A 20,371-nucleotide genomic window follows, 5' to 3' on the forward strand; every position below is an offset into this window, starting at 1 on the left:
CCGCGATGGCTAGATCAAGGCAGCGCCCATCCGTTCATCCTAGGTTAATGCTTATTAACCCAGGCTAGACGCCTGAAAGGATGCGCCGATGATGAAGAAACTTTTTCCCGCACTTGCAGCCGTGGTCCTGGCTGCATCTTTCGCCCTGCCGCTAAACGCCACACCGATCGTCGTGCCGAAAGCAGTGCCAATGCACGCCGCCGACATCGAGCAGGTCAAACACCGCAGCCATGGCAAAAAGCATGCGAATGGCCACTGGAAGCACCAGCGATACGCTTACCGAGACTGTCGGTATTACGGCTCATGCTACCGTCCGCGGAACTATGGCTATCCCCGAAATTATGAATACCCCCACTACGGCTATCGCGACTATTACCCCTACCAACGTAGGTCAGGTGTGAGCCTGTATTTTAATTTCTAGCCGTCCGCGCAGGACGACGAGAAGTACGACACGGGCATCAGAGGTCGTTATTTCGGTGCCGATCCGTCCAGTCGATCATCGGGGCGACAGCAAAGAAAAAGGTCGGGGCGAATGCTCGCGCCGACCCTTCTTTGATTGCATCAGCACGGTGCCAGTACATCCGTGGTCACCAGCAAAAGCTATCTGATGGACTGAATCTATTCGTCTTGTGAATTTTTGCAAGGATTAGGGGGTGCCGATTTAGGGCTAGGTGAGGGAGGCTCAATACCCACGGTACGACGAGAAGTACGACTTAACACGAAGTCACCTTGTTTCTGGGCCGATCCGTCCAGTCGATCATCGGGGCGACAGCAAAACGGAAGCCCGACCACTGCGCGCCGGTTCCGCTTAGATGGCATCCTATCGTTATGATAAGCGTACAATTTTTGGGCAGAAACCAGAAATTATGCAGCAAATTCAATGTTGCGTGACGGAAGAGGTGGGATTCGAACCCACGGTACGGTTTCCCGCACGCCGGTTTTGCCGTTTCGCGCTTCGTTGCGTTTCTCAGCGTAACATCTTGTTATTTAAAAGCGAATCTCGGCGCTTATCGGCTTCGTGATTCGTCGTTCTGCGGCGCATGGTACCGTTTTTGAAACGGCGAATGCCGAAAAAATGCCGAAATCAAGGCTCGCCCAAAACTGAAATGTCGAAACCGGATCAACAACTGTTGGAACATTCGGTTTTCTTAGGTTCGTGGGCCGATGGCCGCGATGAAATGCGCCTCGCGCTCTCTGCACTCGCGGAGCGTTTCGTGATCGAGCATCGCCGCTCGATCGAAAAGCTAGCGCTCGCCCTTGATCAACGCCGCACCATGTCAGGCGCCGAGGTGGGGGAAATCATTCGGAGCATTGGGCAATGACAGACAAGGACGACGACGGGCAGCTCGCCCTTATCGCGGCGCGCGCTGAGGCTTGAACGGTCATTGAGCAGGCGGAGTGTTCACGCTCTCATCGCTGCCACGGCCGCCAGTACAGCAGCGAAGATGAAGACGCTCGCCGCCCGCGTCGCCGAACTCGAAGCCGGCGGCGTCCACTATGCCGGCTGCTACCATAGAGGGCCTTGGAATATCGACGGGGAAGTGTGACTACCTTTGCCGGGTCGATGTGGATAGCGCTTGACGACGTGCCAGCGGGCGTTCAACCCGGTTCGAATGTTGCTCTCTGGCAGCTTTCTCAAAAGGGTGAGCCCCGGGCCGGCAAACAGACGGAAGGACGGCAGCAATGACCCTCGAAGAAGTTCTTCGTCGGACAAAGACGTCCCTGGACGCCCAAGCTGACGCTGCGCTGGAGAGGTCGCGCGAAAGCCTCCACTTCAGCCCGCTCACCGACAGTGAGATCGATGAGCTAATGGCGGAACAATATGTGTACCTTGTTCAATGGAAGATAGACGCCCTTGCTGAGATCGAGCGAGAACTAAGGGCATGGCAATGAACATGCGCCCGAGGACGGAGTATCGGTTCCAATCCAACCGCGATGTACGGCTCGATTGAGCCCGTCGTTCACAAATTCAGATAGAAATCTTACCTGGATTTCTGGCGCGAAAATCCGCCAGTGCTCTTTCTGTGTCCTCTTTTGACTTGCTGGCAATGATTTCAAATGGCGGTTCGGGCACCGTTAGGATAGCCCCGCTATCAGATATCATTAGAAAGAACTCCGACTGATCTTCAAGTCGAAACAGGAAGCAATAGCCTTCAGGCTCGTTGAGCCCCATACTTGGGTAGGTGAACCTTGCATGTAAGTAAATCGGTTTGGGCTTCGACATTTCTCGAAGCATCAGGGTACCCACGGCACCGGCGTACTCTGCATACCCCGCATGCTCTACGCTATGCTCCCACTCGAGTGGAACGCATACACGGGCAGTGCGCAGGAAAGCCGATCTACCTTGTGTCGTGGATATGTCGACGTCATCGAATGGTGCAAGCACCATGCCCTCAGCCATCTTCACTGCTCGAAACGGACCAGTCGCGGTTTTAAGGTAATAAGTCTGCACTTTCTTGCCTCGTGTATTGAGTAAATGTTCCGCTTCCTGAATTTCCGTGATTAGTGGTCGTTCTGGAAGTACATTGCAGAAGCACTGAAAGAATGGTTTCAGATCATAAGGATCTTTGATCTTGAAGACCGTGGAAAGCAGCCACTTATCATCCCTTCGAACCGCTTCCTCTTTGTTGATTGGGGTCATGTCTGCGTTCTCTCCTTGGTTCATCTGGAACACCAATAGGAACAGAATGTCGTTTCTTCCGTCAATTGATGCGCGTAATTAAACATGGCGGTCGCAACCCAGCGCCAGAGCCCCGGGGGCGGGCGAACGTTGAAAAGGGAAGCCCTCGGGGCCCCGCGTGCAATCTCATCCGGAAATTTTTTTGACGCTGACGAAACATCAGGTGGGCTGTATTTCGCCGGAATAGCGATTGCCACCAAAACCGTCATCTATCGTACTGCAGCGGTGATGTAACTTGGAATTGGGATGCCCGTTGTATCTTGGCCTCATAGCGATTCCAGAGCGCCAGAAAAAGGGTTGTCGCGATGAAGAAGGCGAGCGCTGCCAGATGGATTTTGCCGAGGCGGCGCGCGAAATAGGATTTGGCCTTAGCTTCGACAGCTTGGGCCACGGCCCTATTCCGCCTGTCGCCTTCGAGGAGAGACCGGACTATGCGTCCACGTGAACGATCCTGCGCGAGGGACCGATCATCGTCCTTCGGCTCTGCATTCAACCCATGACGCACGGCGCTAAAGATCAGGATTACCAGCAACACCCAGAGCATTATGAAGGACAGGCCCAAAAGGTGTCCGCTGGGGGTGGTCATATCCATCGGAGTCTCCGGGCCACAGAGCAATGATCGCCCCTGCCATCAAAGAGGAACAGACGCATGATTTCAACCTCGGGGCGCAACCTTCGGTCATTCACATCTTCATGGCAGCTGCCAACTCACATGCGTATATTTCCCGTCTATGGATGAAGCACCCAAAAAACACGCTGGCAGACCCCCGCATCACCCTACGGACATGCAACGCCGYCTAGTCGAGTTGCTCACGGCCGAGGGTGTTTCGCAACTCGAAATCGGCCGCGTCATTGCAATCGACGGAAAAACGCTGCGGAAGCACTATCGGCGTGAGCTGAACATCGGCGCCGCAAAACTCGAAAGCGCGCTTGTCGACCATCTGCTCCGCATTGCCTGCGGCAGGGACGGGACCGCCTTCCGGGCGCGGAGAGCATGGCTGGGGATCGTTCGCAGGGTCTTCGCGTTCTCGCGATGCGGGTTGGCGGAAGAGGTGGGATTCGAACCCACGGTACGGTTTCCCGCACGCCGGTTTTCAAGACCGGTTCCTTAAACCACTCGGACACTCTTCCATCTGCTTGAAAAGGTGGTGAAATCGACATTCTGTTGATTTCTGCGAACCGGCTATTGCCGCCGATTTGCTACCCAATCACTCGATGGCTGGCTTTTTAGCAGCTTTGATCGCAGCGTCAACTTGCTCTGCAGCATTTGCCGGTATCTTCGCCGATCGCAGTTTTGCGAGCAAAACAGGCAGGGAGGCCCCGGTGCCGCAGATTGGAAATGACTGGCGTTCGCCCCGGCTTGAGCGTTTACTGTATTGTTCTGGCGGAGGAAACAAACCATGGCCATGTATCTCACGCGCTTTAGCTACACGCCCGAGACGTGGGCGCGAATGATCGAAAACCCCGAGGATCGCCGAGAGGCGGCACGCAGTTACATCGAGTCTGTGGGTGGAAAGCTCCATGGATTCTGGTACGCCTTCGGCGAGCATGATGGTTGGAATCTGTGGGAGGCGCCTGATAACGTATCGATGGCGGCAGTCGCGCTTGCTATCGGTGCAGGAGGCGCGCTCAGCTCCATGGAGACCACTGTCCTGCTCAGCGTCGAGGATACGATCGAAGCCTTGGAAAAGGCGAAGTCTATTCGGTATCGCCCACCGGCAGCGTAGGTGGCGGTCCACTGATGTGGAAGAAGTGTTTCGTGCGGATCGCGTTCCCCGGCGCAAGCTCTCCGAGAATTGCGCCGGAGACATGCGAGAGCTAGCCCCCGTCAGATCCGAGGCCCTTCGGACCGTTGAGCTGGTTCATATCCTCGCAGAGAGAGCGAACCGCCTCCATCGTCACGGCGAGTGCCGACATCAGGATTGCGATGTCGTTGTCTTTATCTGGTTGGGAAAGCGCCAGAGATCGGGCATGCAGCTGTTGGCTGACCGTGTCCAGCTGCGTCAGGGTTTCATCGTTCATAGTGATTCTCCAAAGGTCTAAACCTTCAAAGCCTGCGGCGGCCATTTCGTTCCCATACAGCCACGAAGAGTCAAATACGCGATCCGCGTTGCATCACAGTCAGTCGGCGGGTGACCTACCCATTCGGATTGCGTAGGGGTGGAAGCCGCAGGTAGGGATTTTGGGGATCGTAGGATTCCTTCGGTTCACCCATGCCGGGCTTTACCAGATTGGGCACCAGTTTTCCCTCAGGCCCGAAAATATAGTCGATGCCGGCGCAGAGATGGGCGAGGGAGCGGTAGTTGAAATATTTGAACCAGTCGTCGGCAAGGAAGGCGGCTTCGTCCCACGTCTTTCCCCGGAGGCGGTCATATCCGGCCCGCTGCAGATAGGCTTCGCCTGTCCTCCTATCGACGGCGGCGCCGAGGCAAAGGTTGCCGGCGATCAGCGACAGGCGGAGCACCTTGAGAGTTTCGGCATCCTTGTTCGGCAAGGGTTTTAGGGTCTCCGCAAGATAGAAATTCGTCGAGGGATCATTGGTCATCGTCTTGCGCCAATAAGCGGGGAAACTCTCCGTGGCGGCGCCGACCGCTGATGAGGCTGATATCACCACCAGCAAGATCAAGCTTTTGAAAATTCGGCCCATTCTCATGCCCCCAACCCGCGATGAGAGTGCATAGCGTCATATCGCCGGGATAGGCAAGGAGTGCCGCGCTGCCGCTCGCGAAATACGCGCAGACCGTGTTTCAATATGGAGCTTTTGGGGCATCCGGAAGCGCCCAGATGTTCACCATATGCCCCGCATCGGCACGATGAATTCGGGCCTCATTGCGGCGGCGGGAGGGTAGGCGGAAAGGGCTCGCGTTAGTGATTTATAAACCATAATCATTAGAATTGTCGCTATCGCTGCGAAATCGTTCGTAAATTTGCCATGAACTTAACAAGATTAAAGCCTCGTTAGGCGGGTGGGGATAAGGCGTTATTGGCCCAGGATGGGGCAAGGTTCCTTAACCATAACGATCTTTGAGCGGCGTGGGGCATATGAAACTGGATTACGGGGCGGCGTCTTTCGCAACGACAGCACGGTGGCTGGCGATCTCGGCGATGTGTGCAACGGTGGCGGCGTGTGGCACGACGCAGGCAGTGCCGAAGAAAAAATCCCACGGCAAAGAATATTTCTCCGAATCCGAATATGGCGTGAAGGCGAGCCCGCGGGTCGCCACGGGCAACAACATCCCCAAGGGCGGCGGCCGCTACATCGTCGGCAATCCCTACGAGGTGAAGGGCAGGTGGTATTACCCGAAGGAAGACTTCGCCTATAACAAGGTCGGCGTCGCCTCCTGGTATGGTTCAGCCTTTCACGGGCGTCTAACGGCGAACGGCGAAGTCTACGACCAGATGCATCTTTCCGCCGCGCATCCGACCTTCCCGCTGCCGAGCTATGCGCGCGTCACCAATCTCGAAAGTGGTTCCTCCGTCATCGTGCGCGTCAACGATCGCGGCCCCTATCACGAAGGCCGCATCATCGACCTTTCCAACAAGACGGCCGATATGCTCGATCTGCAGCACAGCGGCACCGGCAAGGTGCGCGTGCAATATGTTGGCCGCGCCCGTATGGACGGCCACGACATGCCCTATCTGATGGCTTCCTACGTGCCGAAGGGCAGCCGTATTCCCGGCGTCAATCCGGAAGGCCAGATCGCAACCGGCGTGATGGTCGCCTCCAACAGCCGCAAGATCACCCGCGACCAGCTGCAGAGTTCGGAAGATTACGAGACGCCGGCCAACGTGCCGGTGCCGATGTCGGCGACCTCCTATGCCGGCTCGACGCCGAGCGCACGCTACAACGCAGCACCCGCTCTGGCACCGGCTGCCCATGTTCTGGTCGCGCCATCGCCGCCGTCCTTCAACAATGGCGCGCAGGCCATGGATCAGATGGTCGTACTGCCCGAGATCGGTCCGATGCCTTATGAGCGGCCTCAGAATTCGCTGGCGCTCGGCTACCAGGACGAAGAGGTGAAGACGGTGACCGTCGATCTCGCTTTCGATGCGGTGATGGTGCGCAATGACGGGCTGACGCACGATTCGATCCTTGCCGCAGCCAAGCGTCATCAGGCCAAATCCGTCGCGCGCTGAGCATGGCATTGCATCGGATTCTCCCTGGCTCTAACCTCTCGACATACGCCGCTCCATAAATGGAAATTGCGATGCTGAAGCCTGCGCTTCGCCTGCTTGCATGCCTGATGCCGTTTGCCACCGGCGCGTTTGCAGCCGATGGCGGTGCCGCCGGTTTCGCTACCAAGGCGGCGCAGGCCTATATGATCGAGGCTGCCACCGGCACTGTGCTTCTCGCCAAGAACGAGGACCAGGGCTTTTCGCCGGCTTCGCTCGCCAAGCTGATGACGATGGATCTCGTCTTCGAGGCGGTGACGAAGGGCCAGATCACGCTCGATACCGAATATCCCGTTTCCGAATATGCCTGGCGGACGGGCGGCGCGCCGTCGCGGACGGCAACGATGTTTGCCAGCCTCAAATCGCACGTGCGCGTCGAGGACCTGATCAAGGGCGTCGCCATCCAGGGCGCCAATGACAGCTGCATCATCCTCGCCGAAGGCATGGCCGGTAGCGAGCAGCAATTTGCCGTGTCGATGACGCGCCGGGCCCACGAGCTCGGCATGGAGAAAGCTGAGTTCGGCAATTCCACCGGCCTTCCCGACGGCAAGAGCAAGGTGACGGCGCGCGAAATGGTCACGCTTGCCGCGACCCTGCAGCAGACCTATCCGAACCTCTATCCCTATTTCGCCCAGCCGGATTTCGAGTGGAACAAGATTTTCCAGCGCAACCGCAACCCGCTGCTCGGGCTCGATCTCGGCGCCGATGGGCTGGCGACCGGCTTTACCGAGGGCGAGGGGTATTCGATCGTCGCGTCGGTTGAGCGCGACGGCCGGCGGCTGTTTCTGGCGCTTGCCGGCATCGATTCCGACAAGGAGCGGACGGAGGAGGCCAAGCGGGTGCTCGAATGGGGGCTGACGGCCTTCGAAAACCGGCAGATCTTCGCCGAGAAGGAAGTGATCGGTGCCGCCAGCGTCTATGGCGGCACGGCACGCACCGTCGATCTCGTCGCCAAGGCGCCGGTCAGCGTCTATATTCCGATCAGCAATCCCGACCGGCTGTCGGCGCGCATCATCTATCGCTGGCCGCTGACGGCGCCGGTCAAGCCGGATACCCAGGCAGGCACACTGAGGATTTTTGCCGGCAGCCGGCTGCTCAGGGAAGTGCCGCTCTATACCGTGCAGGCGGTCGGCGAAGGCTCGCTCAGCAGCCGGGCGGTCGACGCCGTGTTGGAACTCGGCGAATCGCTGTTCTTCTCCTGGCTCTGGGATAAGTCCGCGCCCGGCTAAAAGCCCGGTCCTTTCATGCAATTTGCCGGGAAAGGTGAATATGTCGCCGCGGCAAAAGGTTTTCCTACCTGATATCTTCGGATAGATAGAAGGAGCAGGGCGCGTGCGGCGCCTGGAATGCGGGAAGTTGTCATTGTCATCCGGTACGGGATTGTTCGTTACGTTTGAAGGCGGGGAAGGCGCTGGGAAATCCACGCAGATCCGCCGCCTCGCCGAGGCGCTGAAGGGCGAAGGTCACGACGTGCTGGTGACGCGCGAACCAGGCGGATCGCCGGGCGCCGAAGCGGTGCGCCATGTGCTGTTGTCGGGGGCTGCCGAAGCCTTCGGCACGCGAATGGAGGCGATCCTCTTTGCCGCGGCCCGCAACGACCATGTCGAAGAGGTGATCCGGCCGGCCCTTGCATCAGGCAAGGTCGTGCTCTGCGACCGCTTCATGGATTCCTCCCGGGTCTACCAGGGCGTCACCGGCAATCTCGAGCCCGATTTCATCGAGACGCTGCAGCGCATCGCCATCAATGGCGTCATGCCGGATTGCACCGTGATTCTCGACATCCCCGCCAAGGTCGGGCTGGAGCGGGCGCAAAAGCGTGCTGCGGCCGATGCTCCCGATCGCTTCGAGAAGGAGCGGCTGGAAACGCACGAGAAACGGCGCGAGGCCTTTCTCGATATCGCCGCCCGCGAGCCGGAGCGCTGCCACGTGGTCAACGCCATGCAGGCGGAAGAGACGATCGGCGCCGAGATCCTGGCGATCGTCAAACAGTTGCTATCGCCCGCAGGCCGTGCCCGAATGCCGGAAGCCGCACATCATGAGTGAGGCCCGGTATGAGTGAGGAAAGGCCCGGACTGCTCGACGGCGCCATCTGGCCGGGAGAAAATGCCAGGCTGTTCGGCCATAAGGATGCGGAAGCCTTCCTTGCGCAGTCCTACCGGTCCGGCAAGGGCCATCACGCCATCCTGATCGAGGGGCCGGAAGGCATCGGCAAGGCGACGCTCGCCTTCCGCTTTGCCAATCACGTGCTCTCGCATCCCGATCCCGAGACAGCGCCGGAGACGATCGGCGATCCGGATCCTGCCTCTCCCGTCAGCCGGCAGATCGCGTCGGGCGCCTCGCACAATCTCCTGCACCTTGCCCGGCCGGTGGACGAAAAGACCGGCAAGGTGAAATCGGCGATAACAGTCGACGAGGTGCGCCGCGCCGGCAAATTCTTCTCGCAGACCTCCGGTACCGGCAACTGGCGGATCGTCATTATCGATCCGGCCGACGACATGAACCGCAATGCGGCCAACGCCATCCTGAAGATCCTGGAAGAACCGCCGAAGCGGGCGCTTTTCCTGGTGCTCTCGCATGCGCCGGGACGGCTGCTACCGACGATCCGCTCGCGCTGCCTGCCGCTGAAGCTGGCGCCGCTCGCCGACGATGAACTCGTCGCGGCCCTTGCCCATCTCGGCATATCAGGCGAAGGCGGGGCGGTGCTTTCGGCCGCCAAGGGCAGCGTCGGTGAGGCGCTGAAACTCTTGAACTACGGCGGCGGCGAGATCATCGCCGCCTATGACGAGATGCTATCCGCCGAGGGACCGACAGCACGCAAGGCAATGCATCGGCTGGCCGACGCGCTTTCGGGGAGGGAAAGCGACACGATTTTCGATTTCTTCGTCAGCCACGTCGGCGACGACATCATGAACCGGGCTCGCGTGGCAGCGGGCGAAGGGCAGATCACTGCTGCGGAGCGGCTGGCGCGGCTCTATTCCGAGATCACCGAACGGCTCACCGTTTCCGATGCCTACAACCTCGACCGCAAGCAGACGATCATCAGCATTCTCGCCGATATCAAGCAGCCAGGCCTCTAAAGCGCGTCACCGCTGATACTTTTCGGCACCATGCTCTGATCAGCCGGTCAACAGCTTCAATGCGACGACAGCAAGCGTGGCGGCAAGGACGATGCGGATGGTGCGTTCGTGCAGCTTCGGCGCCAGAAGGCTTCCAATGATGATGCCGGGGATAGAGCCGATCAGCAGGGCAAGCAGCATCGGCCAGTCGATCTCGCCGATCAGCCAATAGCCCGTGCCGCCGATCAAGGTCAGCGGTACCGCATGGACGATATCGGAACCGACGATCTCGCGCACATCGAGCCGGGGATAGAGGACCAGCAGGATCGTCACACCCAGCGCGCCGGCCCCGACCGAGGTCAAGGTGACGAGTACGCCGAGAACGAACCCGAGAATGACAGTGAGGGCGAGGATGGTCGTCGGCTTTGGCGGCGTTCGATCACCGATGGCGCGGCGCGCCAATTCGAGGATCGGGCCACGGAAGACCAGCATGATCGCGGTCATGACGAGAAGCCAGCCGAGCGCGGTGGTGATGGTATTGGTCACGCCGATGCTTTTGCGATCGACGCCTGCCAGCAGCCACAGCATCAGCAGGGCGGCCGGCAGGCTGCCGGCTGCGAGGCTGCCGACGATCTTCCAGTTGACCCGCCCATGCATGCCGTGAACGGCTGTGCCCGCCGTCTTGGTGATCGCCGCATAGAGAAGATCGGTGCCGACGGCAGTGGCCGGATGAACGCCGAAGAGCAACACCAGCAGGGGCGTCATCAGCGAACCGCCGCCAACGCCGGTGATACCGACGAGGGCGCCGACACACAGACCGGAAAGCGAATAGAGCGGCTCGAATGTCAAACAAGCGCCCCTGGCTGCGCGGGGCCGCGACAAATCCGGTAGATGAAAACTGGCACTTCGTTCTTGTCCCGCCCTCTTTCCCAAGACGGGTAGATTGGGCGAGAAGCCGAGTCAAGTTCACCACGCCAGCGTCTGGGAAATCATCGACAGCTGGAAAGTTGAGGTTTCGCTCGGCGGTGACATGCGCTAAGAGCGGCTGACCATTTTTATAGAGTTAGCCGGACATTGGCCGCCATGACAGACAAGACACCCTTCTACATCACCACCGCGATTTCCTACCCTAACGGTAAGCCGCATATCGGCCATGCCTATGAGCTGATCGCGACCGATGCGATGGCGCGTTATCAGCGCCTGGATGGCAAGGATGTCTTCTTCCTGACCGGCACCGACGAACACGGCCAGAAGATGCAACAGACGGCGCGCGCCGAAGGGATCACCGCGCAGGCGCTCGCCGACCGCAACTCCGGCGAATTCCAGGCGATGGCGACGCTGCTCAACGCCTCGAATGATGATTTCATCCGCACCACGCAGGAGCGTCATCACGAAACGTCGCGGAACATCTGGAAGCTGATTGCCGACAATGGCGACATCTACAAGGACAGCTATGCCGGCTGGTATTCGGTGCGCGACGAGGCCTATTACCAGGAAAACGAGACGGAGCTGCGCGCTGACGGCGTGCGCTACGGGCCGCAGGGCACGCCTGTCGAGTGGGTGGAAGAGGCAAGCTATTTCTTCAAGCTCTCCGAATACCAGGAAAAGCTGCTTGCGCATTATGAGGCGAACCCCGACTTCATCGGTCCGGCCGAGCGCCGCAACGAGGTGATCTCCTTCGTCAAGTCGGGCCTCAAGGATCTCTCGGTCTCGCGCACGACCTTCGACTGGGGCATCAAGGTGCCGAACGATCCGGCCCACGTCATGTATGTCTGGGTCGACGCACTGACCAACTACATCACCGCAACAGGCTATATCGAGGACAGGAACGGCCCGCGGGCGAAATACTGGCCGGCCGACGTGCACATCATCGGCAAGGACATCATTCGCTTCCATGCCGTCTACTGGCCAGCCTTCCTGATGTCGGCGAAGCTGCCGCTGCCGAAGCGGGTCTTTGCCCACGGCTTTCTGCTCAACAAGGGCGAGAAGATGTCGAAGTCGCTCGGCAACGTCGTCGATCCGGTCAATCTGGTGAACCATTTCGGCCTCGACCAGGTGCGCTACTTCTTCCTGCGCGAAGTGTCATTCGGCCAGGACGGCAGCTATAGCGAAGAGGCAATCGGAACCCGCATCAACTCCGACCTCGCCAACGGCATCGGCAATCTCGCCAGCCGCTCGCTGTCGATGATCGTCAAGAATTGCGACGGCAAGATCCCGGAATGCGGGGTCCTCAGCGACGAAGACAAGGCGATGCTGGCACAGGTCGATGCGCTGCATGCCTCGACCCGCGAAGATATGGGCAAGCAGCAGATCCATCGGGCGCTCGCCTCGATCATTTCGGTCGTCTCCGAGACCGACCGCTATTTCGCCGGCCAGGCGCCGTGGGCACTGAAGAAGACCGATCCGGAGCGGATGGGCACGGTGCTCTACGTGACCGCCGAAGTCGTGCGCCAGATTGCCATCCTGCTGCAGCCCTTCATGCCGGAATCATCCGGCAAGCTGCTCGATCTTGTTGCAGCACCTGCAGACAAGCGCGATTTTGCTGCCCTCGGCGAAGCCGGCCGTCTGGTTGCCGGAACGGCGCTCGAAGCGCCGACGCCGGTCTTCCCGCGCTACGTGGCTCCGGAGGCTTGAGGCCGTGTTGATCGACACGCATTGCCATCTTGATTTCGCCGACTTCGAGGCGGAGCGGGACGAGATCGTCGCGCGCGCCCATTCGGCCGGTGTTGCGCAGATGGTGACGATCTCGACGCGGGTGCGCAAGCTCGAGACGCTGCTTGCCATCACCGAGAAATATCCCTCGGTGTTCTGCTCGGTCGGCACGCATCCGAACAATGCCGACGAAGAGCTGGATATCCAGACGGAAGAGCTGGTGCGTCTCGCCAATGCCCATGAGAAGGTGGTGGCGATCGGCGAGGCCGGTCTCGATTATTTCTACGACACGCAGAAGCCTGAGGATCAGCAGACCGGCTTTCGTCGGCATATTGCGGCGGCGCGCGAGACCCGGCTGCCGCTCGTCATCCACAGCCGCAGCGCCGACGAGGACATGGCTGACATACTGACAGAGGAAAGCGGGAAGGGGGCCTTCCCCTTTATTCTCCACTGCTTCTCCGCCGGCCCGGAGCTTGCCAAGACCGGTGTCGCACTCGGCGGCTATATTTCCTTCTCGGGCATCCTGACCTTCCCGAAGTCGGAAGAGCTGCGCGAGATCGCCAGGACGATCCCGCATGAGCGGCTGCTTGTGGAAACAGACGCGCCCTATCTCGCGCCGAAGCGCTGGCGCGGCAAGCGCAACGAGCCGTCCTACGTCGTCAACACGGCAGAGGTGCTCGCCGATACGATCGGCCTGTCCTACGAAGAGGTCGCGCGGATCACGACGGAGAACGCTTTCCGGCTGTTCTCGAAGATGCCGAGGATCTAGCGGCGTGCTCTACCGGCGGCGTTTCACCATTCTCGGCTGTTCGTCGTCACCGGGCGTGCCGCGCATCACTGGCGACTGGGGCGCCTGCAATCCCGACAATCCGAAGAACCGGCGCACGCGCGCAGCCTTCATGGTGCAGCAATTCGCACCCGATGGTGGGGTGACCACCGTCGTCATCGACACCGGGCCGGATTTCCGCGAGCAGATGATCAGGGCAGGGGCCGACCATGTCGACGCCGTACTCTACAGCCATCCGCATGCCGATCATATTCACGGCATCGACGATCTGCGCGGCTATTTTCACAATACCCGCCGCCGGGTCCCGATCTTTGCCGACCAATTTACGATGGACAGGTTGCGGGAAGCCTTCGGCTATTGCCTGGAAACGCCGCCGGGCAGCAATTATCCGCCGATCGTGCTGCCGATTGTCATCGAAAACCTCGACGAACCTCTGGAAATCCGCGGCCCCGGAGGCACGATCGCCTTCCATCCGCATATCCAGCAGCACGGCGACATCCACTCGCTCGGCTTCCGCATCGGCGATGTCGCTTATTGCAGCGATATCAGCGACTTCCCGCCGCAGACAGTCGAGAAGCTTCAAAATCTCGACATGCTGATCATCGACGCGCTGCAATATACCTATCATCCGAGCCATCTGTCGCTGGAACAATCGCTCGACTGGATAGGCCGGCTGAAGCCGAAACAGGCGATCCTCACGCATATGCACACGCCGCTCGACTACGACGTGGTGATGGCTGAGACGCCGGACCATGTGGTGCCGGCGTATGACCAGATGAGCTTCGAGACCGAGGTCAGGATCGAGACCTGAGCCGCGTTACCGCATGCCCGGTCCCTGCATGCAGGGTCACTGCATGTAGGGCAGAACCTCGACGGCGCCGCGGTGGATCATGTCGAGCGAGACATAGAGGATGATCAGCAGACCGACATAGGCGATCCAGCGATGGTTGGTGAGCAACCGGGCGATCAGGTTTGCGGCAATACCCATCAGCGCGATCGACAGGCCGAGACCGATGACCAGCACGCTCGGATGTTCGCGCGCCGCACCGGCAACAGCCAGAACGTTGTCGAGCGACATCGAAACGTCGGCGATGACGATCTGGGTCGCCGCCTGGAAGAAGGTCTTTTTCGGCGCGCCTACGGCACCTGCGGCTTCGTGGTTCTCGCCATGGCCGGCGCGAAGCTCGCGCCACATCTTCCAGCAGACCCAGAGCAGCAGCAAGCCGCCGGCCAGCAGCAGGCCGACGATTGCCAGCAGATAGACTGCGACGCTGGCAAAGAGAATACGCAGAACGGTCGCGGCCAGAATGCCGACGATGATCGCCTTGCGGCGTTGCGTGGCCTCGAGGCCTGCAGCGGCAAGACCGATAACCACGGCGTTGTCGCCGGCGAGAACGAGGTCGATAGCGATGACCTGCAGCAAAGCCGTCAGACCGGCTGCCGTAAACATGTCCATATGAATTATCCCCAATGCGTCAAAGCCGTGCTAGCGTCTCGACGGTTTGACGTCAACCGCTGAGGGATTTCGCGAGCAGCGCAATTTGCGACTTTGCGTATCTGATGGCAGGCGGCAACGTTATGGAACGCGCGCGACATGCGGAGTCATTCCCATGCCATTCCCTTGGAACATTCAACTCAGCCGCCGGTTCTTCAATTCAGGACACCAGACTTCGCCAAACTTCGGATTGGCGGCTGGGCCAGACATCGAGAGGAGAGTCCCATGGGCAGCATTTACAACGATACCAACCCGGCCTTTTCAGGACCGACAGGCGGCAGCAGCCTTACTGCATTCTTCGACAGCCGATCGGCGGCCGAATCCGCCGTCTCCCGTCTTGAAGATGCGGGCGTGCCGGTTGCGAGAATAAGGCTGATGCCTGGATATGAGGCGGATGGAAAAAATGCCGGCGCGATGAGCGACGACCGCAGCGGCTTCTTCGACGCGCTGGCAGACTTCTTTTTCCCCGACGAGGATCGTGCGGTCTACGCAGAAGGGCTGCGGCGCGGCGGCTTCCTCGTCCAGGTCAATGATATCGATGACGCGCTTTATGAGACCGTCCACGATATTCTGGACGACGAGGGCAGCATCGACATGGATGAGCGGGCAGATCTCTGGTCTTTGGAGGACAGACAGCAAGGCGCATCCAATACCGGCTTTGCCGGCCAACCCTCTGGCGGCAAATCGTCGGAAGATCTCGCTGTGTCCGAGAGCGCGTTCGACGATGCGCGCCCGGTTGCAATGCGCGACACCACGCATGGAAGCGCCAAGGTGCGTGCCTATACCTTGCCCGACCCCGACACCCCGTCATCGGACGAAACCAATCGCCAATCGCAGACCCAATCGCAAGGCGGATCTCACCAGAGCCAGGGTTTCCGGCGCGACCACTGATATTATGAGGCCCGGCCGCAATGCCGGGCCTTATTGCCTCTCGCTCACCTATTCGAGGATACGTCCATGCAATCATCCATCAACCGCCACGGCCTTCCGCCAGATCCCGACGAACTGATCGCGGAAGGTGATCCGCCCTTTGCCGATGCCGCTGAGCAAACCGCGCGTGAAAAGGCCGACGAGAGCCTGAACGCTCTGCAGCATGAGGTCAGGCTGCTGAATGCCCGCATAGGCATGCTGCGCGAGGATGCGGAAGCGGCGCTGAAAGCCAAGGCCACATCGGTCGATGCAAGCGCCCATGTCCAGCTCGGCGACTATCCCTGGCTGAAACTTGCCGCGGCGATCGGCGCAACCTTCATTGCGGCCAGACTGGTTCGACGTCTTCCGCTCGGCGTGCTGCTTGCGGGATTTGCCGGTCATCTCTCTGAGGCGAGACCGCGGTGACGATCGTTGATGGTGTCCCCAGGCACCGATTGGTTGGACGAACGTCATTGGAGCCGGTGATCGACATGCGAACAGGCGCTCATGTCAAAACCAAGCCGGCAATTCCGGCCAAGGTCGCGACACCACCTGCGATCGCAAAACGAACCGCATAGGCGATGGTCCCCATACTTGCAGCAAGAACGGCTTTCGCCAGAAGATTGGCGAAAGCGGCGACCGCGATGGCTCGAGCGGCCGCATCTGCAGGCACCTGGATGGATGACAGCTTCGCAACGGCAAGCGTTATCGCATCGAGATCGCCCAGTCCTGTGATGAATGAAAGGGCGATCAGCGACTGAGTTCCAAAGACGATCAAGGTCATTCGCGTCAGGACTGTCACGACGGCGAGAACGAGTGCGAAGCGCAGCACGACCATCACCTCGAGCGGGTTTCGAGGTGAAAAATCGGTGCTGTCATCCGGGCGTTGCAGCAATGCGGCGAAGCCGCCTGCTATGGCGAGGGTGGCAGCAGCCGGAGCGAGTAATGGAGCAAGCTCCCTGAAAACAGCTGGTGCAATGACGCCGCAAATTAAAAGCACGCGGGCGAGAGAAACGGCTCCCGCCAGCATAGCTCCGGCAGAGAGGAGTGGCGAGAGGGCAGGCATCTCTTTCGACTGACGGGCGAAGGAAAGCGTCAAGGCCGTCGAGGAAACGATGCCACCGCTGGTCCCGGTCAGCAGTATTCCGGCGCGGGCGCCGCTCAGCCTGATGAGGATATAACCGGCAAAGGAAACGGCTCCCACCAGGATTGTCATCATCCAAAGCTCGAAAGGATTGATTGTCAGCCAAGGATCAATCGGTTCGTTGGGAAGGATAGGGAGGATGACGATGGTCATCGTCAGCAGGATCAGAGCGGCCCTGAGTTCAAGCCAGGTCAATCGGCGAAGAAATCCATGCAACGGCTCCCGCGCTGCAAGAAGGGCCGTTATTGCCACAGCGCTTGCGGCCGTTACCGTCATATCCGCCACGACCGCGCCAAAGCCGAGCGCAAAGACCGCCAGGGCGGCGATTGTGCCGGTGGCGCTGTAATCCTCTTCTTGTGCCGCCTGCATGCGGCTGAAGAGGAGAACCGTGATGCAAAAGAATATAAAGATAGCTGTCGGCAGAATCGGGCCTGTCACCGGCTGCAGGAAACCGCAGAAGCCGCCGAGGAAACTTGACAGGCCATAGGTGCGGATACCGGCAACTCTTTTGCCTGGCGCAGCCTCACGATCCTGCCAGCCGCGCTCAATGCCGACAAGAATGCCGATTGCAAGCGCCAGACTGAGGCGCTGGAATGCTTCTGTCGTCACCAATGATGTCATCATCCGATGGGTCCAGGCGCGCCGGCCGATTCATCGAAGGCAGCTGCGCCGTATATGCCATTGCTGTTCATCCACAAGCTGCTCTGCGAAGTGCTGATATTCAATCGCGCATCGCACTTCATCGCTTAGCATAGATCTTTGCCGCTTCGCCCAACGAATTCCGCTTCCTTCCGGTTGAGGACGTTCATTATCACGCTCGCGCTTTCGCGGTTTCGCGACCTTGATCTTCGTCAAAGCGCGAGAGACCCCCCATATGTAATGATACCTGCAAGCATTCGGAGGACTTCAGCCATGAAAGCGCAATTCCATTTACCGCTGGCCACCTATCCAGACGCAAGCTCCTTCTCGCTCCTTCAGAATGCTGTCGATTTTTCCCTTCACCAAAAGGCCGGTTTGACGGCTAGTATACCGCTGGTCAGGATCGAACCCGTTCAGCCGCGATTTCYATCACTCCTTGACGTCGCCAACATGCGTGCGGAGGCGGAGCGCTTGAGTAAAGACAATGGAACCGTTCTCGGGCAGACGCTCCGTGATTATGCGAAAAAAGCCGAGGTCGAGGTCGAGATCCAGCCATTCGATGTGAGGCAGCCGTTTGTCGCACAAACGCTTGCCGAGCTGTCGCGCGCATATGATCTTTCTATTTTGGAAGCATCTGAGCTGATGAAGCCGCTGATCGAGAGCGTGCTGTTTGAAAGCGGTAGACCGCTCCTGCTTTTTCCCCCGGATAATTTCTCCGGCCGGATCGATGCTGTTGCCGTCGCCTGGGATGGAGGAGCCACTGTCGCGCGGACACTGGCCGGTGCCAGGTTCTTGTTGGAACGGGTTTCGCGTATCGTCCTGATTTCCATCACCGATGATAAGCAGATTGACGAGGGCAGCCGAGATCACCTTGCGACGGCGCTCCGCAAGGCTGGTCTTGCCGTCGATGTCGCCGCCGTGCAAGCGAAGGGAGACTCGCCAGCTAACGTCATTCAAGGCGCAGCCCTGGAACGCAAGGCAGATTTGCTCGTCGCCGGCGCATACGGCCATTCGAGGCTACGCGAATTCATCTTGGGAGGGGTTACACGGTCCCTGTTGACCCGCCTCGAAATGCCCACTGTCCTTTGCCACTGACTGCGGTGCGCGCGGCGCGTTGCTGATGACCGAAACATCGATCACTGCCCGGAGAAGAGCGTCCTCTGCGGGTGTCAAGTATCAAAGGCTCGCACAGACCATCGCAATCGCCAAAAATCTGATGCGACAATTAGCACTTGGGAAGGAATCAATGAACCTGCGCGACGTCTGAAGGCATCGGCTTGGCAAGCTCTTTGAGAATCGCTTCAAGCGCATCGGCCGTCGCCTGCAGGCCGGATGACCGCGCGATTTTCAGTGCCGCACTGCAGTGAGCAGACAATGCGTCCTGCTGGACGTGATCATTCGTCGGAAATACGATGCCCGCATATTGCGACGGGTTTCCGTCTTCATCCCTGAAGCAGCGACCTAAGGCAGCCACGGCTACTATTTGCCCGCTTCGATCAAACACCCGATAGTCACAGCGATACGGATTTCCTGTGATCACCGATTCGGAAATCGCCTTGGCCACAGATGGCTTGTCGTCCGGGTGAATTCGGTCGAGGTATCGTATGACCGGCAGCCCTGTGAGGGTCTGTTCCGGATCAAGCCCAAAGAGGTTTGCCAGCGCCGAATCCGCATAAACCTTGTCGGTCGCCAACTCCCAGGTGAAAATCCCAGGCTCTTCGGCATCCGAAAATTCGGACGCTCCGAAAGCTCTGTCGACAAGGTTCATTCCGCATCCCCAGTCTGCGCGCCAATGCTGCCGGCCGATCACGTCACCCCGGCTCTTCAGAGAATACGACGTGCTCGACCATTTCGCCGCCGATCTTACTGCATAATTCCTCAAATCGGAATCGATTTAAGGAGTCTTCGCTTGGCAGGAACCTACGCTTGATGGGTTCGATCTGTGCCGAATGAGTGGTAAGCTTGCCACCGAAGCTCTGCGCGAAAGGCGGCCCGAGACCGCCACACAAGCTCGCCACGCGCAGCCAGCAGCGTCGTTTTCTTGACGCGTACGGCGAAGGTGTGCTCCACCTCGGCTTCGACGTTCCAGAATGCGACGAAGCTGACAAGACCGGCGCGAAGGGTTGAGGGAAATCATGACGAAAATCGATCTCAATTCTGATCTCGGGGAGGCGTTTGGACCTTGGCGCATGGGCGACGACAAGGCGATCCTTGACGTCGTCACCAGTGCGAACATCGCATGTGGCGGCCATGCCGGAGATCCGGCGACCATGGTGGAGACGCTGGCGCTCGCAAGCCAACGAGGCGTCGTCGCCGGGGCCCACCCGGGCTTTGCGGATCGCGAGGGCTTCGGACGACGCCTGATCCCCTTGAGCGTCCGGGAAGTGGAGCAGCTTGTGGCGACGCAGACAGGGGCGCTGATGGGCGCTGCGGCTCTGGCGGGCGCCCGCATCCGTTACATCAAACCGCACGGCGCACTCGCCAATTGGGCGGCCGACGAACGGCCGGTCGCTGACGCGATCATCCGTGCAACCCGAGCGGTTTCGCCGGAACTTGCGGTACTGGCGATCTCCGGGACGGAGCTGGAACATGCGGCCCGCGATGCTGGCATGACCGTTTTCAGCGAGATTTTTGCCGACCGCGGCTACCTCTCCACGGGTCGGCTCGTTCCGCRCAACTTGCCAGGAGCGATGATCGATGATCCAGCACAGGCGGCATCGAGATTGATCGGGTACCTCTCCAGCGGCCTCATGCCGACGGTCGACGGCGTTCCGATCCCTCTCGATGCGCACTCGATCTGCGTTCACGGGGACAGCCCAGGAGCGCTCGCCATGGC

General features: G+C 59.6%; 24 protein-coding genes and 1 tRNA gene. 15 read left to right on the forward strand and 10 right to left on the reverse strand.

What is annotated here, in order from left to right:
* Positions 1–88: 88 nt before the first annotated feature.
* The 3 genes from AC1D1Z_RS11105 to AC1D1Z_RS11115 all read left to right on the forward strand — a co-directional run bounded on the left by AC1D1Z_RS11105 (position 89) and on the right by AC1D1Z_RS11115 (position 1,893).
* A complete protein-coding gene (locus AC1D1Z_RS11105; RefSeq protein ID WP_176707489.1) occupies positions 89–421 on the forward strand; it encodes a hypothetical protein in 333 nt (110 codons plus the stop codon).
* A gap of 643 nt (positions 422–1,064) precedes the next feature.
* The gene (locus tag AC1D1Z_RS11110; RefSeq protein WP_130759114.1) at positions 1,065–1,322 is read left to right on the forward strand and encodes a hypothetical protein; all 258 of its coding nucleotides are present in this window, start codon (positions 1,065–1,067) and stop codon (positions 1,320–1,322) included.
* A 361-nt stretch (positions 1,323–1,683) separates the two neighbouring features.
* The gene (locus AC1D1Z_RS11115; RefSeq protein WP_130759115.1) at positions 1,684–1,893 is read left to right on the forward strand and encodes a hypothetical protein; all 210 of its coding nucleotides are present in this window, start codon (positions 1,684–1,686) and stop codon (positions 1,891–1,893) included.
* A gap of 76 nt (positions 1,894–1,969) precedes the next feature.
* Here AC1D1Z_RS11115 and AC1D1Z_RS11120 read toward each other — a convergent pair whose 3' ends face one another.
* The 4 genes from AC1D1Z_RS11120 to AC1D1Z_RS11135 all read right to left on the reverse strand — a co-directional run bounded on the left by AC1D1Z_RS11120 (position 1,970) and on the right by AC1D1Z_RS11135 (position 3,811).
* Entirely contained in the window at positions 1,970–2,641 is a 672-nt protein-coding gene (locus tag AC1D1Z_RS11120) for a hypothetical protein (RefSeq protein WP_130759116.1), read from the reverse strand.
* A 244-nt stretch (positions 2,642–2,885) separates the two neighbouring features.
* Complete coding sequence (locus AC1D1Z_RS11125) at positions 2,886–3,272, reverse strand: hypothetical protein (RefSeq protein ID WP_130759117.1); 387 nt, start codon at positions 3,270–3,272, stop codon at positions 2,886–2,888.
* A 205-nt stretch (positions 3,273–3,477) separates the two neighbouring features.
* Positions 3,478–3,621, reverse strand: coding sequence for a hypothetical protein (locus tag AC1D1Z_RS11130; protein WP_162769136.1), 144 nt, complete (start codon positions 3,619–3,621; stop codon positions 3,478–3,480).
* 100 nt (positions 3,622–3,721) lie between these two features.
* Positions 3,722–3,811: transfer RNA gene (locus tag AC1D1Z_RS11135), tRNA-Ser, on the reverse strand.
* 269 nt (positions 3,812–4,080) lie between these two features.
* On the opposite strand from AC1D1Z_RS11135, the gene AC1D1Z_RS11140 reads away from it, so the two are divergent.
* Positions 4,081–4,407, forward strand: a complete 327-nt coding sequence (locus AC1D1Z_RS11140; RefSeq protein WP_011652042.1) for a GYD domain-containing protein — start codon at positions 4,081–4,083, stop codon at positions 4,405–4,407.
* A gap of 91 nt (positions 4,408–4,498) precedes the next feature.
* Here the strand turns inward: AC1D1Z_RS11140 and AC1D1Z_RS11145 are convergent, their stop codons facing one another.
* Together AC1D1Z_RS11145 and AC1D1Z_RS11150 are read right to left on the reverse strand one after the other, a co-directional pair.
* Positions 4,499–4,702 (reverse strand): hypothetical protein, encoded by a 204-nt coding sequence (locus tag AC1D1Z_RS11145; RefSeq protein ID WP_028733723.1) that lies wholly within the window; start codon positions 4,700–4,702, stop codon positions 4,499–4,501.
* 115 nt (positions 4,703–4,817) lie between these two features.
* Positions 4,818–5,327 carry a hypothetical protein gene (locus tag AC1D1Z_RS11150; RefSeq protein ID WP_130759118.1) on the reverse strand — a complete coding sequence of 170 codons (510 nt, stop codon included), beginning with the start codon at positions 5,325–5,327 and terminating at the stop codon, positions 4,818–4,820.
* A 395-nt stretch (positions 5,328–5,722) separates the two neighbouring features.
* Here AC1D1Z_RS11150 and AC1D1Z_RS11155 point away from each other — a divergent pair, with 395 nt between their 5' ends.
* From AC1D1Z_RS11155 to AC1D1Z_RS11170, 4 genes are all read left to right on the forward strand, one after another.
* Positions 5,723–6,817 carry a septal ring lytic transglycosylase RlpA family protein gene (locus AC1D1Z_RS11155; RefSeq protein WP_130759119.1) on the forward strand — a complete coding sequence of 365 codons (1,095 nt, stop codon included), beginning with the start codon at positions 5,723–5,725 and terminating at the stop codon, positions 6,815–6,817.
* 71 nt (positions 6,818–6,888) lie between these two features.
* Positions 6,889–8,082 carry a D-alanyl-D-alanine carboxypeptidase family protein gene (locus AC1D1Z_RS11160; RefSeq protein ID WP_018242068.1) on the forward strand — a complete coding sequence of 398 codons (1,194 nt, stop codon included), beginning with the start codon at positions 6,889–6,891 and terminating at the stop codon, positions 8,080–8,082.
* A 133-nt stretch (positions 8,083–8,215) separates the two neighbouring features.
* On the forward strand, positions 8,216–8,896 hold the full coding sequence (gene tmk, locus AC1D1Z_RS11165) for a dTMP kinase (protein ID WP_018242067.1): 681 nt from the start codon (positions 8,216–8,218) through the stop codon (positions 8,894–8,896).
* 8 nt (positions 8,897–8,904) lie between these two features.
* Positions 8,905–9,930, forward strand: coding sequence for a DNA polymerase III subunit delta' (locus AC1D1Z_RS11170; RefSeq protein WP_130759120.1), 1,026 nt, complete (start codon positions 8,905–8,907; stop codon positions 9,928–9,930).
* A gap of 39 nt (positions 9,931–9,969) precedes the next feature.
* Here AC1D1Z_RS11170 and AC1D1Z_RS11175 read toward each other — a convergent pair whose 3' ends face one another.
* Positions 9,970–10,758, reverse strand: a complete 789-nt coding sequence (locus tag AC1D1Z_RS11175; RefSeq protein WP_018242065.1) for a sulfite exporter TauE/SafE family protein — start codon at positions 10,756–10,758, stop codon at positions 9,970–9,972.
* Positions 10,759–10,992: 234 nt separating this feature from the next.
* Here AC1D1Z_RS11175 and metG point away from each other — a divergent pair, with 234 nt between their 5' ends.
* Genes metG through AC1D1Z_RS11190 form a run of 3 tightly spaced genes read left to right on the forward strand, consistent with a single transcriptional unit; the run spans position 10,993 to position 14,159 of the window.
* Entirely contained in the window at positions 10,993–12,543 is a 1,551-nt protein-coding gene (gene metG, locus AC1D1Z_RS11180; protein ID WP_018242064.1) for a methionine--tRNA ligase, read from the forward strand.
* Between the two features lie 4 nt (positions 12,544–12,547).
* Complete coding sequence (locus AC1D1Z_RS11185) at positions 12,548–13,330, forward strand: TatD family hydrolase (protein WP_018242063.1); 783 nt, start codon at positions 12,548–12,550, stop codon at positions 13,328–13,330.
* A gap of 4 nt (positions 13,331–13,334) precedes the next feature.
* Positions 13,335–14,159 (forward strand): MBL fold metallo-hydrolase, encoded by an 825-nt coding sequence (locus tag AC1D1Z_RS11190; protein WP_018242062.1) that lies wholly within the window; start codon positions 13,335–13,337, stop codon positions 14,157–14,159.
* A gap of 36 nt (positions 14,160–14,195) precedes the next feature.
* Here AC1D1Z_RS11190 and AC1D1Z_RS11195 read toward each other — a convergent pair whose 3' ends face one another.
* Complete coding sequence (locus AC1D1Z_RS11195) at positions 14,196–14,804, reverse strand: TerC family protein (protein ID WP_018445305.1); 609 nt, start codon at positions 14,802–14,804, stop codon at positions 14,196–14,198.
* 264 nt (positions 14,805–15,068) lie between these two features.
* Here AC1D1Z_RS11195 and AC1D1Z_RS11200 point away from each other — a divergent pair, with 264 nt between their 5' ends.
* The gene (locus tag AC1D1Z_RS11200; protein WP_028733715.1) at positions 15,069–15,734 is read left to right on the forward strand and encodes a hypothetical protein; all 666 of its coding nucleotides are present in this window, start codon (positions 15,069–15,071) and stop codon (positions 15,732–15,734) included.
* 66 nt (positions 15,735–15,800) lie between these two features.
* Positions 15,801–16,178 carry a hypothetical protein gene (locus tag AC1D1Z_RS11205; RefSeq protein ID WP_018242059.1) on the forward strand — a complete coding sequence of 126 codons (378 nt, stop codon included), beginning with the start codon at positions 15,801–15,803 and terminating at the stop codon, positions 16,176–16,178.
* 79 nt (positions 16,179–16,257) lie between these two features.
* Here AC1D1Z_RS11205 and AC1D1Z_RS11210 read toward each other — a convergent pair whose 3' ends face one another.
* Entirely contained in the window at positions 16,258–17,520 is a 1,263-nt protein-coding gene (locus AC1D1Z_RS11210) for an MgtC/SapB family protein (protein WP_130716414.1), read from the reverse strand.
* A 288-nt stretch (positions 17,521–17,808) separates the two neighbouring features.
* Here AC1D1Z_RS11210 and AC1D1Z_RS11215 point away from each other — a divergent pair, with 288 nt between their 5' ends.
* The gene (locus tag AC1D1Z_RS11215; RefSeq protein ID WP_477850518.1) at positions 17,809–18,630 is read left to right on the forward strand and encodes a universal stress protein; all 822 of its coding nucleotides are present in this window, start codon (positions 17,809–17,811) and stop codon (positions 18,628–18,630) included.
* Positions 18,631–18,778: 148 nt separating this feature from the next.
* Here AC1D1Z_RS11215 and AC1D1Z_RS11220 read toward each other — a convergent pair whose 3' ends face one another.
* Positions 18,779–19,303 (reverse strand): PAS domain-containing protein, encoded by a 525-nt coding sequence (locus AC1D1Z_RS11220; protein ID WP_130759122.1) that lies wholly within the window; start codon positions 19,301–19,303, stop codon positions 18,779–18,781.
* A gap of 367 nt (positions 19,304–19,670) precedes the next feature.
* Between AC1D1Z_RS11220 and AC1D1Z_RS11225 the strand changes: the two genes are divergently transcribed.
* Positions 19,671–20,371, forward strand: a 701-nt coding sequence (locus tag AC1D1Z_RS11225) for a 5-oxoprolinase subunit PxpA (protein WP_477850521.1), incomplete at its 3' end; no start/stop codon positions are given.

It is taken from the genome of Rhizobium sp. P1_E1, assembly GCF_056406015.1.